This is a genomic window from Halpernia frigidisoli (assembly GCF_900113805.1).
GTDB classification, from domain to species: domain Bacteria; phylum Bacteroidota; class Bacteroidia; order Flavobacteriales; family Weeksellaceae; genus Halpernia; species Halpernia frigidisoli.
Window position 1 is genome coordinate 257,982 of the sequence record NZ_FOQT01000002.1, and the last position, 13,578, is coordinate 271,559.

At 32.4% G+C, this 13,578-nt stretch carries 15 protein-coding genes; 3 read left to right on the forward strand and 12 right to left on the reverse strand.

The window, feature by feature from the left end; translation table 11 throughout:
* Positions 1-10: 10 nt before the first annotated feature.
* The 12 genes from BM238_RS06280 to glyA form a co-directional block, all read right to left on the reverse strand.
* Complete coding sequence (locus tag BM238_RS06280) at positions 11-967, reverse strand: glycosyltransferase family 2 protein (RefSeq protein WP_090079355.1); 957 nt, start codon at positions 965-967, stop codon at positions 11-13.
* Between the two features lie 49 nt (positions 968-1,016).
* Positions 1,017-1,898 (reverse strand): GT-D fold domain-containing glycosyltransferase, encoded by an 882-nt coding sequence (locus BM238_RS06285; protein ID WP_090079356.1) that lies wholly within the window; start codon positions 1,896-1,898, stop codon positions 1,017-1,019.
* A gap of 20 nt (positions 1,899-1,918) precedes the next feature.
* The gene (locus tag BM238_RS06290; RefSeq protein ID WP_090079357.1) at positions 1,919-2,848 is read right to left on the reverse strand and encodes a glycosyltransferase family 2 protein; all 930 of its coding nucleotides are present in this window, start codon (positions 2,846-2,848) and stop codon (positions 1,919-1,921) included.
* Positions 2,848-3,774, reverse strand: a complete 927-nt coding sequence (locus tag BM238_RS06295; protein ID WP_090079358.1) for a glycosyltransferase family 2 protein — start codon at positions 3,772-3,774, stop codon at positions 2,848-2,850. Before BM238_RS06295 ends, BM238_RS06290 begins: the two co-directional genes overlap by 1 nt.
* A gap of 9 nt (positions 3,775-3,783) precedes the next feature.
* Complete coding sequence (locus BM238_RS06300; protein WP_090079359.1) at positions 3,784-4,611, reverse strand: glycosyltransferase family 2 protein; 828 nt, start codon at positions 4,609-4,611, stop codon at positions 3,784-3,786.
* A 51-nt stretch (positions 4,612-4,662) separates the two neighbouring features.
* Positions 4,663-5,661 (reverse strand): glycosyltransferase family 2 protein, encoded by a 999-nt coding sequence (locus BM238_RS06305; RefSeq protein ID WP_090079360.1) that lies wholly within the window; start codon positions 5,659-5,661, stop codon positions 4,663-4,665.
* Positions 5,598-5,732 carry a hypothetical protein gene (locus tag BM238_RS14595; RefSeq protein ID WP_262490312.1) on the reverse strand — a complete coding sequence of 45 codons (135 nt, stop codon included), beginning with the start codon at positions 5,730-5,732 and terminating at the stop codon, positions 5,598-5,600. The genes BM238_RS06305 and BM238_RS14595 overlap by 64 nt, the downstream gene beginning before the upstream one ends.
* A 1-nt stretch (position 5,733) precedes the next feature.
* Positions 5,734-8,064 carry a GumC family protein gene (locus BM238_RS06310; RefSeq protein ID WP_090079361.1) on the reverse strand — a complete coding sequence of 777 codons (2,331 nt, stop codon included), beginning with the start codon at positions 8,062-8,064 and terminating at the stop codon, positions 5,734-5,736.
* Positions 8,065-8,069: 5 nt separating this feature from the next.
* Positions 8,070-8,783, reverse strand: a complete 714-nt coding sequence (locus BM238_RS06315) for a polysaccharide biosynthesis/export family protein (RefSeq protein WP_233741930.1) — start codon at positions 8,781-8,783, stop codon at positions 8,070-8,072.
* A 126-nt stretch (positions 8,784-8,909) separates the two neighbouring features.
* Positions 8,910-9,536, reverse strand: coding sequence for an outer membrane beta-barrel protein (locus BM238_RS06320; RefSeq protein WP_090079363.1), 627 nt, complete (start codon positions 9,534-9,536; stop codon positions 8,910-8,912).
* 74 nt (positions 9,537-9,610) lie between these two features.
* Positions 9,611-10,036, reverse strand: coding sequence for a regulatory protein RecX (locus tag BM238_RS06325; RefSeq protein WP_090079754.1), 426 nt, complete (start codon positions 10,034-10,036; stop codon positions 9,611-9,613).
* A gap of 90 nt (positions 10,037-10,126) precedes the next feature.
* The gene (gene glyA, locus BM238_RS06330) at positions 10,127-11,398 is read right to left on the reverse strand and encodes a serine hydroxymethyltransferase (protein WP_090079364.1); all 1,272 of its coding nucleotides are present in this window, start codon (positions 11,396-11,398) and stop codon (positions 10,127-10,129) included.
* Between the two features lie 186 nt (positions 11,399-11,584).
* Between glyA and BM238_RS06335 the strand changes: the two genes are divergently transcribed.
* From BM238_RS06335 to BM238_RS06345, 3 genes are all read left to right on the forward strand, one after another.
* Positions 11,585-11,878 carry a hypothetical protein gene (locus BM238_RS06335; protein WP_090079365.1) on the forward strand — a complete coding sequence of 98 codons (294 nt, stop codon included), beginning with the start codon at positions 11,585-11,587 and terminating at the stop codon, positions 11,876-11,878.
* 158 nt (positions 11,879-12,036) lie between these two features.
* Complete coding sequence (locus BM238_RS06340; RefSeq protein WP_090079366.1) at positions 12,037-12,795, forward strand: acyl-CoA desaturase; 759 nt, start codon at positions 12,037-12,039, stop codon at positions 12,793-12,795.
* Between the two features lie 97 nt (positions 12,796-12,892).
* Positions 12,893-13,531: an alpha/beta hydrolase gene (locus BM238_RS06345; RefSeq protein WP_090079367.1), complete on the forward strand. Its 639-nt coding sequence runs from the start codon at positions 12,893-12,895 to the stop codon at positions 13,529-13,531.
* Positions 13,532-13,578 lie beyond the last annotated feature (47 nt).

The window sequence follows — 13,578 nt, forward strand, 5'->3', positions numbered from 1 at the left end:
AAAAGTAAATTTAATGTTTTCTTCTTTTAATTTTACCTTCCAATCTAACCAAAAAAGTGCTAAGTTTTTTTCGGGAGAAAAGTGCATGTTTTACACGAGATTCAAAATTGGGTCTTTCTAAAGTTTTGTATAAATTTTTAAATTCATCTTTTTTGTTAAATTTATAAGCAAGCTCCAGAAATATTGAATTGTAAGTTTGATCTAGTTTATTTTGTCTTTCAGACGTTAGTAAATTCATTCTTAAAAGTAAAGATTTTCGTACTTCTTTGAAAGATTCATACTGTTTTTTTGTAGTAAAATAATCATTTTTATCTGCTGTAAATGCTTCATTATGACGCATATAATGCATTAAAATTTCATGAATGTAACCTACTTTTCTTTGATATGTGACAGGCAACAGGATCTGTAGATTTTGTGTAAAACGGTTCATGGGAATTATTTTATCTGGATAATATTTAAAAAGAATATCAGCGCATACCATATAAGTTCCCGGTATATTCGTTGTTTTTCCTTCCAAAAGATCTTCAAAAACATTTTTCGATTCATAAAAATCATCCATAAAATAGGAAATCGGTTTTGAATTGTCATTTTCCTGAACGATCGCGCCATTTGTTCTCACTGCAGAAAAATCCGGATTTTCTTCCAAAAAATCTACTCTTTTCTGAATAGATCCTGGCAACAAAATATCATCGATATCAAGCGTTGTTATATATTTCCCGGTAGAAATCTTTATACCCGATTGCGGATAGAAACCCATGTTTTTTTGGGAAACAATTTTAAAACTAAATCCTTTTTGCAGAAACTTTTCACGGTAGGTTTCTGCTAATTTTAAAGAGGTATCGGTAGAGCCATCGTCTACAAAAATAACTTCTAGATCGTTATAAGTTTGGCTTAAGATAGACGCAAAACACCGCGGAATAAATTTTTCCCCGTTGAAGCAGCCGGTAATGAGCGAAACTTTGGTCATGATTTAATTAAAAAAAATGTTTAATACGATGGTTTCAAAAATAGAAAATTTAAACTGACAAATCTAAAATAATTGATTCTCTGTAAATTTCCAATAGTTCATGATCGAGATCGTAACCTTTTGAGTTGTCAGATTCATTTACAAACCTTCCTTTAATAGCAATTCTTTCTTTTGTTCCCATCAGCATCCACATATATTCTACATCAATGTGTCCGATGTCAATTGCCCAAAAACCACCGTTTGCAAGTTCTGAACAGAGTACTGTCGACGTCGGTCCTAAAGCAAAAAGAATTAATTTATCCCTTCCAAATTTTTCTGCATTCATTTTTATGTCGACATATTTTTCGAAGGCATTCTTATGCGGACAAATGATTCTTTGTAGAGTTTTTACATTATTGAAAAGGTCATTTCCTACACCTAATCTTGAAAGCGAGCCTTCAATAATTAAAATATTTCGATTTTCCCAAATTGTTCTGATTTGCTCAAAATATATTTTCGATCTTGACTTATTTTTTAAAATTGAATAAAGCCGTGTCACATTTGAATTGCCGTAATTATAATCTAAATCTAAAATTTCCTTTAACTTTTTACCGTGTGTATTAATGAATAAAAGCCAGTAAACACGGGCAAATCGCTGCAGATCTTTTGTCCGCGCTAAACTATCGGGCAGGGCAACAAGAAATTTTGGATTTCTGTTTTTTAAAACTTCAAGCAATTTATCTGCAAGAAGATTGTCTTGTGATTGAAAACCAAGATCCTGCTGTTTTAATAGCAAAAGAAATTCTCCATCTCCAAAACGGGAAATGCTTTTTTTTTGGCTAATAATATCAGAAATTGTTTCCTCCACGGACATTATTTTGTACTTCGGAAAGTTCCACCTATAAGGCAAAGTGCGGTAAAACCAGTAAATATAATAGATGTAATTTTTCATTTAAAGCAACTTTCTAAATATTAATTTCTTGATTTAAATGAAATTGATGATAAAAATAATTTCAGAAATACCAGCGCTTTTGTTTTATAATGAACATTAGATGTCAATAAAAATTTAGATAAAAATTTACGGGAGGTCAGATCATTCCTAACTATTTCATTACTTATAAAATTTTGCACAATTTCATAAAGAATTAAATTCTTTGTTTGACTTGCAGCACATGAAAAAACAGGATTTGACGTAAAAAAATCAAATCTCCTCGTCAAACCTTTGATGTAATCTTTATATCTACCAAAAGTTAACTGTTTTCGCGTAATGCTGGAAGAATTATGATGGTAATTATACAAATACTCATTTAGAAGCACTAACGAATATTTTAAATTTCCAAAGATTTCATGGAAAACATAATTGTCTTCGAACAGTAATCCAGACGGAAATCTAAGGTTTTCAAACACCTCTTTCCTATAAATTTTATTCCATAACGTTGCAGCGCCTAAGAAATTTTGCTTCGCGCAAAATTCATAATCAGTCATTATAACAGCTTTTTGCTCAATCTTAAAATCTGAGCAAACTTTTTTTCCGTCCTTATCAATAACAGTAATATCACAGACAGCAATTGAAATAGTTTTATTGGTAGTAATTAAATCTACAAGTTTTTCTAAAAACAGCTTTTCATAGGTGTCGTCTGCATCCAAAAATGCTATATAATTGCCTATTGATTTATTTAAACCTAAATTTCTGGCATCGGAAACACCGGAATTAGATTTAAAAAAATAGTTAAATCTTTTGTCTTTTTCTACATACAATTTACAAATCTCCGCCGAATCATCTGTTGATCCATCGTCAATCATTATAACTTCAAAATCTGTAAAAGTTTGGTCTGTAATACTTTTAAGAGTTCGCCGTAAAAAAGCAGACGCATTAAATATCGGTACAATAATGGAGACCATCAGGATTCAATATTTTTTTTAGACATTCCAATTATTTTGTAAAAACACGATTTTAATTGCAAAAAAAGATATTTAAAACCTTTAATATTAAAGGATTCTTTCCACAAAAATAGATAATACTTAATTGCAGGATTTTTTTTTAAATAAAACTGTCCTTCAAAAGCGCCAAAAATGATGACACGTTCTTCTAAAGTCATTATTTTTTTATAGTCTGAAATCAACTCTCTAGCAGATTTTAACCTTACATTTATTTTTGGTTGTGTAGCATTATTACCGCCCGAAATATTAATTTCAGAATTACGAACACGTACAATCTCATCTATAGAAAAAATATCTTTCGCTTCTGAAACATCAATAATTGCCCGGTCATCGGAAGTCCAGGCTTGATAATAATCTTTAAAACCATATTTATCAAAAGTTTTTTTGCGAAAAATAAATTCTGATAAAGAACTACGGGTTTTTCCCTGAAGTTTCCGGCAGTACGAAGTGATAGCATTTTCATACCTGGGATTATTAAAAACGCCTGAAACATTTTGGCTTTTGCCGTTCATTATTTGCGAGGAAAAGCGCACCACATTCGATCTATCCCTAAAAACCTGAAGATTTTCGTGAAAAGCTTTAATAACATTTTCTGTCAAACAATCATCATCTCCCAAAATCATGAACCATTCTTCATTGTTTACCATTTCCAAACATCTTTCAAAGTGTTTTGTCAAAGAAATTACTCCAGTATTTTTTTCAAATTTTTTATAAGTTAAATTAAATTTTCCTTTAAATTCTTTCAACAATTCATTCGGGTTTTCCGCGCTTGCATCATTACCAATATAGACATTAAATCGATGATCTGTTTGTGAAGCCAATGATAACAATGTTTCTCTGAAATAATGTAATCTATAAAAAGGAATTATGACAGCAAGTTTATTCATGATTTTAAATTAAAACCTATTGAAAAAATTTTCTTTTATAGAATAGAGTTTGTTAACTACTCTGCTAAAAAATCTTTTATTTATTGCATCCAAAACTTTTTTATTTTGCTCATTTTCACGGTATAAATTTCTTATTGAACCCAGATTTTTTTCAAAAAATAATCTATGTTTATTTTCAATATACTGAATTGTGCTCTCGTCATTAATTTTTTTCAGATTTATCAGCATTGAATCTTCTTTTATTCTATAAAAAAAACAAACTTTTTCTAACTTCAAAACCTCGCCGCTTTCTTTTAAAATATTAATCCAAAATTCCCAGTCTTCATAGCCTGATTTTAAATTTTCATCGTAACCTTCAGCTTTTTGCCAGTCACTTTTTTTATAAAATGCAGTACAAAAAATAACGTTTTCTAAGGCAAGCTGTTTTAAAGAAAATTTTTCGAGTTTAAGTATCTCAGTTTGTAAACCAAATTTCCTGGCCAGACAATAAATAACCTTTAAATTATTATTTTTAAAATGGCTTTTGGCTAATTGAAGATAATCATCAGAGATATAATCATCAGCATCCAACGGTAAAATCCATTCTCCCACCGCGCTTTCTATACCGAAATTTCTTGCTGAAGACAATCCTCCATTTTCTTTATAAAAATATTTGAATCGTGAATCCTTTTCGATCCATTTTTTGGCAATAAATTCGGTGTCGTCGGGAGAGCCATCATTTACAATAATACATTCCCAATCCGTGAAAATTTGATCAAAAACAGATTGCAAACATTCATCCAAATATTTTGCCTGCTTGTAACAGGGAACGATAATAGAGATATTTGTGGACAACATATTTTTTGTAAACTATATAAACCTATGAAATTAGATATTTTTATTAAATATTTAAAATTTATAACCTAGCCGAACTGATAAACTGAAAAAAGCGCGATAAAATAAAGAAGGAATTTTATTTTTTATACAGAACTTTAATGTGTGTTTTGCATATGGATAACTAAAATAAATTTTCAATAAATACATTGGTATCTTTTTTTTATTTAAATACAACTCTTGAATATAATTATCAATTTTTGTCTTTAAATGACCTTTTTTATCAAATAGAAGGGGAAGAAAATTTGCTTCTAAGCCTATTCTTTCTGCTTTTATTTTTGAAATGTTTTCTTCATGTAACCTATAATAAGTTAGCTTCTTTGGAATGTATGCTATTAAATATTTCTCACTTATTTTAAGCCATCTGTAATAATCCTCTATCAAAAACTTAATGTCATATTTTCCCGTTTCTATGAGAACTTTTTTTCTAATTAAAACCGTTAAACCAGCTATCCTGTTTCCAAATAATAGCATCTCATTAAAATAAATTGGATCTAAGTTGGCTAAACTATTGTAATCTGCAATGTCTGGTAATAATTTATTTTCTTCACTTACGGCGAATGTGTCTGTAAAAACCATTCCATATGATTCACCTTTTTCCACTAAAAAATTTATACATTTTTTTAAATATTCAGAATGGAGATAATCGTCAGCCGCAATAATTTTGATGAATTCACCATCACAAATTTCTACAGCTTTATTCAATACTGTTGCAAGTCCTTTGTTATTGTCATGGTATATTTTCTTTGCTGAAACTTTATTATTTAAAAGCCAACTGTTAAATATATCTACGGATTTGTCTTTTGAAGCATCATCAGCTACAATCAGCTCCCAATTATAAAAAGTCTGATTTTTTAGACTATCTAACATTTGGGTAATATATTTGCCCTGATTGTACGATACAACTATAACACTAACAAGTGGATGATTGGTTTTAACTATATTCAATATTAAAAATAAAAAGTTATGAAATCCCGTTTCACCAATAAACCAAGAAGATCCTGGTAGCGCCAAACTTCTTTCAGCTCTAAATCAAAAATACGATGTCTGGAATTTATATAATAAGTTGGTTGCTCTTCCTTCATCTTAAATCCAATTTTTCCACCATTTCTTTTTACTGTTGCTGTAGTAAGAATAATAGCCGTAGCCGTATTTTGTTCCAAATTTTGTGTCTTGAGGTTTTACCGCATTTAATACAAAAACCAGACTTTTTATTTGGTTTTCTTTCTTAAAATCACCCGCAAAACTGAGCATCTCTTTTTCTGTAAACGCAGATTTTATAACATATAGAATGACGTCAGAATTAGCAATTAAACTCAATGTGTCACTCACCAACATTACAGGCGCTGAATCTAAAACGACATAATCGTATTTTTCCTTTAAAGAAATAATCAAATCATCAAACTTTTTCATATCCAGCAGATCGTTGGGATTGGGCGCAATCTGCCCACTAAACATCACATCAAGATTTGTGGATAAATTAGATTTTCTAATATAAGATTCAAAATTTTCATTTTCTGAAATGAGGTAATCAGTCAAACCAAAATTTTCACCTTCAATAAACCGATGCAGTTGAGGATTTCGGATATCTGCCCCGATAATGATCACTTTACTTTTTCCGGCAAGCGTAAGCGCCGTATTCATAGAAACTGTTGTTTTTCCTTCCCCTTTAATGGATGACGTGATTAAGATAACGCCTCCGCTGTTGATGTTTTTTGCGCGAAGAAAAAATCTTAGATTAGATACTAAAATGCGATATGATTCTGCAAAGACAGAAAAATCATTATCATGAACTTTTGGAGTTTTTTCCTTGTTGACAGGTATTTCACCAATCACAACCGCATCAGGAATCAAACTTAGTATATTATTTTTATTGTGGATCTTGCTGTCCAGAAAATTAAATCCTAAAAATAAAACTAAAGGTAATAAAAAACCCATCAATAAAGCACCATTTGTTATCTGGCTGTAGTTTGGCTTCACGATTCCGGTTGTGAAAGCAGGATTTATTATTTTTGCTTTTGGCGCAGTAACGGCCAAAGTAATAGCGTTTTCTTCCCTTTTTTGCAGTAAATAAAGATAGAGCTGTTCTTTTAAAGTTTGCTGGCGCTCAATACTTCTAAAAACTTTTTCTCGTGTTGGATATTTATTAAGATTATCTTTTGCAACATTTATTTGCCCTTTGGTCTGACCAAGCTGCACCATCAAATTTTCACGGGACTCTATCAGATTTTTGCGGATCAAATTTTTCACCGAAGCAATTTGTTTGCTCATCTCAACGACTTCCGGATTTAAACTCGTAGCTTGTTTTGAAAGCCGGTTTTTGGAAAGCAATAAATTATTATATTGTGTGATCAATGCGTCTAAACTCGCCGGAAGTCCCATATTACTTGGTAAAAGCTGTTCACCACCTGTTGAGTTGTAAATTGAGTTAATTAAATTTAGCTGTGTATTATAACCAAAAGCCGCCTTCGTGTCGGCGTCTGCATTACTTAAAGCTAGTGTTGCCTGCGCTTCAAGATCTGTGATCTGATTATTTCGTTTAAAACCTTCTTTTTCCGTTTCAATACCGGAAAGATCTCCGGAAATAATATCAAGACGGTCATTAATAAAATTTTGCGTGTTTCGCGCTTCGATATTCTTATCATTAATACCGTCAACTATATATTCTTTTGCGAGATTATTTAAAATATTTTCTGATTTGTGTGGAACTGGCCCAGTAAGATCGACCTGCATCAGCAAACCTTTATTTTGCGGTAAAGAAACGCTGATTCTCCCTTCTAAATTACCTGCAACATTTGCGCTGTTGCTGAATAAAACTTTAATTGGTCCGGAAAATTCACTGTAAGGTTTTAAATCAAACTGCACTGTGCCAAAATCCAGCTGAAAAGGTTTACCAAAATCATACTGTTTCTGCGCTCCACCATTTTCGCCGGCTAAAATAAAACTTTTACCATTCAGCGGTTTTACAAAAAAAGATGCACCACCAAAACCGACAGGATTTTTTAAATTTAAAATTTTACCTAAAATAGGCGAATCGTCATACAATTCAACTTCTTTAATTGATCCTTTGCTAAAAAATGTAACGTCTAAATTTAAATTTTTTACAACCTTTTCTAAAATAGGTTTTGAAACGATAATGGTAGTTTCGCCCTGTAATTCTTCATCTCCGGAAACACCCATTCCTAAATTTTTAAGATCACTTAAAGCCGCATTCTGCGCTTTGGATTCCTGAAGTTTTAAAGTCGTGGTCGTGAAATACTGAGGTTGCGCATAACGAAGATAGATTTTTGCAACTGTATAAAAAATAAGCATTGTCAAAAGAAACCACGGCCATTTTTTGACATATCTACCTAATTCTTTTTTAAGATTAATAGATATTGCCCGTGATTCCGGAACCGCATTTTCAAGTAATTCCATTTTTTTTAACGGGTTAAACTGATGACTAACGTAATTAAACCAAGTGCAACTCCTCCAAGCTGTAAAAATAGATTTCTGTTTGGGTTCGTCGTATTGGCTTCGATCTGTTTATTTCTGTCAGGTTCAACGTAAACGATATCATTTTGCTGAAGATAATAATAAGGTGAGTTTACGATGGAAGCATCTGAAAGATCGACTGACACCATTTTATCTTTGCCTTCATTTTCATTATACCTTAAAATCTTAACATTAGTTCTGTTAGCTGATTGCTGCAAATCGCCTGACAGCGCTATTGCCTGGAAAATATTTAACTTTTCTGAAGTGGATGTTTTCTGCCCCGGACTTCCCACATCACCCAATACACTAATGCTGAAATTTTTTAAAGTAATATTGATCACCGGATCTGTGAGATAGATTTTTAGACGGTTTGCAATATCAGTTTTAAGTTGTTCTTTGGTTAAATTTCTACAATAAATATTACCTAAAACAGGAAATGAAATCATTCCTTCGGCGTTCACGGTATATTCATCAGCAACTGAAGCACTTCCACCCGAACTACCTTCCGGCTTTCCAGTTTGGGAAAGTGTGGAAAGATTAAAAGGACGCGCCGCAGTTTCGTCAAATGCAGAAATATTAATTAATAAAATGTCACCTTCCTGAATATGAAGACCCTCATATTTTGCCCTCGCGACCTCCTGCTCGAAATTATTATTCTGCATGTAGATCATATTTTTTTTCGGACTGCAGGATTGTAACAAAAAAATGCCGATCAAAATAAAAAAGAAAAAAAATTTTGTCATGAGATGTAAAATTGGTCTGAAAAAAGTTCAGCTTTTCTTATATTTTTACCAGTTACTTTTAATGTAATAATTTAAACCTATTGCTAAAAGTCTATTGTAAGTATTTGCCGGATTATCAGAATAAAACTTTGCAAAACCTCTGTCGTATCTTAAAAAAGCTTCCCACTGCTGGGAAATTTGAAGACCTGTGCCAACGGTAACACCGTAATTTAGTCTGTTTACTTTATTATCCAAATTAAATTTATAATAGGCATCTTCATAAAACTGCGATGTATCTCTTTTGTATGATACCAAATATTCAACACGAGGACCGGCAAATAAAAACAGATCTCGCTTCATATTTCCCTGATGGAAAAAAAATCTGAAATAAACTGACATGGACACGTAATTACTGCTATATTTCTGAATTTCATTTTCCGCCTTCGCAATTTCACCTTGCGTATTAAAATCTACATGAGGTTCTAAATAAAGGTAAGCAGAATCAAACACATCATTTTCCACCAAAGGCCATTGCACAAATCCACCCAAACCACCACCGTATTTTCCTTTGGATGCATCATGCACATTCACGATCGATCCTTTATGAAAATCACCTGAAACGCCGTATTTAAAATGCTGTGCAGAAAGACAGCAGGAAAATGTGAGCATTAAAAAAAGTGGAATTTTCTTCATTTTAAATTTTTATGATACCTTGGTTGATCTATCAGTATTTTATTTTTTTTCAAAAGTAATAAATAATTAGCTACTTAAGACAAATCTTGAGTTAGTCTTAAAATAATTTCATATTCGTAACCTTTACCAATTAAATATTTCAAAGTTTTTTGCTTTTTGATAAAAACCTTACTTTCCTTTTGAAGTTCAAAATGTTGTAAATAAAGTTTCCGGATACTGTCTTCATAATCTTCCTCATCTATCTCATCCATTGATTTCTGAATTAATTTCTGAGTAATTCCTTTAAATTTTAGACTGCTGGTGATCTTGTTTTTACCCCAGTGTTTTTGGTAGAATTTTCCTCTGATATAGCTTCGCGTAAAACGTTCTTCATTTAAATAATTTTCTCTAAGCAAATAAAGCATGATCTCATCTTTTGCTTCCTGAACTAAAATAAAATCTCTGAATTTTTGCTCAACTTCTTTATGACAGCGATCTTGGTAAACACAATAATTTACCATTTTTAATTTTATTTCTGGTAATGTGTAATACTTTTGTTCCAAATGAGATTTTAATTTCTTGGCTCTTGACTCTAAATTCTTGGCTCTGATTTAATAATTAAACAACGCCTTCCCTTCCATTAATTGATTAACGTCTTTTTTTACTTTTGCTAAAACAGTTTCGTTTGATAGATCAGAAACAACTTCCGAAATTAACCCTGCGATCATTTCCATATCGTTTTCTTTCAAACCGCGCGTTGTAATTGCTGAAGTTCCCAAACGAATTCCTGAGGTCGTAAAAGGTGATTTATCATCAAAAGGCACCATATTTTTATTACACGTGATGTCTGCTTTCACGAGGGCCTTTTCAGTTTCTTTTCCGTTCACGTTTTTATTTCGAAGATCAACCAACATCAAATGGTTATCCGTACCGCCACTTACGATATCGAAACCATTGCTTATCATAGCTTTAGCTAAAGCTCTTGCATTGGCAATAACCTGTTTTTGATAAACTAAAAAATGATCTTCCAAAGCTTCCCCAAATGCAACTGCTTTTCCTGCGATCACATGCTCCAAAGGACCGCCCTGAATTCCTGGAAAAACGGCGCTGTCTAAAACGGCACTCATCATTTTCATTTCACCTTTCGGCGTTTTATGACCATAAGTATTTTCAAAATCTTTACCCATCATGATCATTCCACCGCGTGGACCGCGCAAAGTTTTATGCGTCGTGGTAGTTACAATATGGCAATGTTCGAAGGGAGAATTCAGCAAACCTTTTGCCACTAAACCAGCGGGATGTGCAATATCTGCCCATAAAGTAGCGCCCACTTCATCTGCAATTTCTCTGTATTTTTTATAATCAAGATCTCTGGAATACGCTGAAAATCCGGCAATTAACATTTTTGGTTTTGTTTCTAAAGCCACTTTTCGCATATGATCGTAATCTATTAAACCACTTTCGCGCTCCACGCCGTAGAAATTAGCTTTATACTGAATGCCCGAGAAATTAACAAAACTGCCGTGTGTTAAATGGCCGCCCATAGAAAGATCAAGACCTAAAATGGAATCGCCAGGTTTTAAACAAGCCAAATATAGCGCTGCATTTGCTTGAGAACCAGAGTGTGGCTGAACATTGGCATATTCTACCCCAAATAATTTTTTGGCGCGCTCGATAGCCAAAGTTTCCACTTCATCTACGATTTCGCATCCGCCATAATATCTTTTGCCGGGATAACCTTCTGCATATTTGTTCGTTAAAACACTTCCAACAGCTTTCATCACATTTTCTGAAACGAAATTTTCTGATGCAATTAATTCTATGCCGTGCGTCTGTCTGTCGCGTTCCTGCTCAATTAAGTTAAATATCGGATCGTTGTTCATGATATAAATTGGGATTTCAGATTAAAATTTTAAAAGCCAAATTTAGTTAAATTTTACCTTGAAAAAAAGCAATTTTTGTTACACAAAATTATAGTAAGTTTGCCAACCGGATTTTTAATTTAAACAATAAATTTTTTATCTTTAAATAATTAAAAACAATTAAATAAAATACTTAAACTTATCAAAATGAGTAAGAAAAAATATAAAAAAGAGCTTCTAAAATCTTTAAGATCACTATTAAAAATGGAGCATAAAGTTTTAGAGCAAATGACCAATTTAATGCTGCTTGGAGAACTGAAAAATGACGATATTGAATTTAAGGAAGGAGATACTTTTACTTTTAAAGATTCTATTTTTAATTACAGCGCAGATTCTAATATCCGTAAAATGGCAAAACTACGCATCAAAATGCTTAGAACCATGACAAAATTGGTAGAGAAGAATAATTTTAAAGACAAAGACCTTGAGTTTTTAGCTTAAATCTAAAGCAATTTTTAATCAGTATATTATGAGAAGTTCTTTTAAAAAAGGCTTCTTATTTTTTTGCTGAAAATCTTATTTTAAACATCGTACTTATGAGTAAAATCATACTTTGCGTTTACTAAATTCATTAACTTTGTTAAAATCAAAAATCAATTATGACAATCGTAATATTCATCATCGTCCTCTGGTACTCCGGCCTGTTTTTCCAGACTTTTTTTCTGCACAGATATGCGGCACATCAAAGTTTTAGAATGTCAAAATTCGGAGAAAAATTATGCTTCGTTTTAACGTGGATTACTCAAGGTTCCAACTATCTTTCTGCCTATGGCTACGGCGTTATGCACAGAATGCATCATGCTTTTGCCGATACAGAAGAAGATCCGCATTCCCCAAAATATGACCCAAATTTATTTGCAATGATGTGGCGAACCAAAAATATATACTACAACATCAACAATGAAAAAATAGATGTTGAGCAAAAATTCACCAAAAATGTTCCCCAATGGAAAGCATTTGACAAATTTGCAAGTTCCTGGGTTTCAAGAATCGGTTGGGGCGTTTTTTACACCGTATTTTTTGTGATTTTTGCCAATCATTGGTGGGAATGGCTTTTACTTCCTGTGGCTTATATGATGGCACCAATTCACGGTGTAATTATCAACTGGTTTGCACACATTTACGGTTACACCAATTTTAAAGTAAGCGATACTTCAAAAAATTTATTGCGTTTTGATTGGTTAATGATGGGTGAAGCGTATCATAACAATCACCACAAACACGGCGGCAGACCAAATTTTGGTGGCGTAAGATGGCACGAAATTGATCCTACATATGTAATAATGTTAGGTTTAGAAAAATTAAAACTGATAAAACTCAACAGAATTGCGATAAAACCAACTAGAGAAAAATTTTAAGAATAAATCGGGTTCAGTGCCCGATTTTTTTATGTCTAATTGTCAGAAAAAAAATTTTGGTTAAAGTTTTGAATCAAATTTAATTCAAATAAAAATTATGGATTTAAAATATCTCGTTCGTGAACCCGAAAATATTATCTCAAAAACTCCGCTATTAATTTTGCTTCACGGCTACGGAAGCAATGAAGAAGATCTTTTTAGCTTCAGGGAAACTTTGCCAAAAGATTGGCTGATCATCAGCTTTCGCGCGCCGCTGGTTTTAGAATATGGTGGCCATTCCTGGTTTGATCTGGACTTGATGAACAAAGAAAATCCAATGGATATTGATCAGGCAAAAGCAGCAGAAAAAGGAATTTTAGAAGCAATTTTAGAAATTTCAAACCGTTATGGATTAACCGAGAACGAAACTCATCTTGCCGGATTTAGTCAGGGCGGCATTTTAACTTACGCTTTGGCTCTCAATAATCCCCAATTATTTTCAAAAATCGCAATTTTGAGTTCTTATCCCGAAGAAAAATTACTCGATAACATCTCAAAGGACAAAAAACAACTTGAAAAATTAAAAATTTTCATCTCTCACGGCACAGATGACGCCGTAATTCCCTTGGATTGGGGCAGAAAAGCTGCAGATTATCTCTATCACAAAGGCTGTTTCTTCAGTTTTAGAGAATACATGAGTGGACACGGTGTCAACCAAAAAAATTATATGGATCTGATGGAATTCTTTAATAAATAATTTTTGGAGCACAACATTTTTGCATTTTCCGAAAATTATTCCGGCTA

Coding starts and splice junctions, on each gene's coding strand:
- BM238_RS06290 (WP_090079357.1), bottom strand. CDS start 2,848: ATGGTCTCCATTATTGTACCGATATTTAATGCGTCTGCTTTTTTACGG.
- glyA (WP_090079364.1), bottom strand. CDS start 11,398: ATGAACAACGATCCGATATTTAACTTAATTGAGCAGGAACGCGACAGA.
- BM238_RS14595 (WP_262490312.1), bottom strand. CDS start 5,732: ATGAAGGAAGAGCAACCAACTTATTATATAAATTCCAGACATCGTATT.
- BM238_RS06340 (WP_090079366.1), top strand. CDS start 12,037: ATGACAATCGTAATATTCATCATCGTCCTCTGGTACTCCGGCCTGTTT.
- BM238_RS06295 (WP_090079358.1), bottom strand. CDS start 3,774: ATGAATAAACTTGCTGTCATAATTCCTTTTTATAGATTACATTATTTC.
- BM238_RS06310 (WP_090079361.1), bottom strand. CDS start 8,064: ATGGAATTACTTGAAAATGCGGTTCCGGAATCACGGGCAATATCTATT.
- BM238_RS06285 (WP_090079356.1), bottom strand. CDS start 1,898: ATGAAAAATTACATCTATTATATTTACTGGTTTTACCGCACTTTGCCT.
- BM238_RS06315 (WP_233741930.1), bottom strand. CDS start 8,783: ATGCAGAATAATAATTTCGAGCAGGAGGTCGCGAGGGCAAAATATGAG.
- BM238_RS06345 (WP_090079367.1), top strand. CDS start 12,893: ATGGATTTAAAATATCTCGTTCGTGAACCCGAAAATATTATCTCAAAA.
- BM238_RS06335 (WP_090079365.1), top strand. CDS start 11,585: ATGAGTAAGAAAAAATATAAAAAAGAGCTTCTAAAATCTTTAAGATCA.
- BM238_RS06320 (WP_090079363.1), bottom strand. CDS start 9,536: ATGAAGAAAATTCCACTTTTTTTAATGCTCACATTTTCCTGCTGTCTT.
- BM238_RS06300 (WP_090079359.1), bottom strand. CDS start 4,611: ATGTTGTCCACAAATATCTCTATTATCGTTCCCTGTTACAAGCAGGCA.
- BM238_RS06280 (WP_090079355.1), bottom strand. CDS start 967: ATGACCAAAGTTTCGCTCATTACCGGCTGCTTCAACGGGGAAAAATTT.
- BM238_RS06325 (WP_090079754.1), bottom strand. CDS start 10,036: ATGGTAAATTATTGTGTTTACCAAGATCGCTGTCATAAAGAAGTTGAG.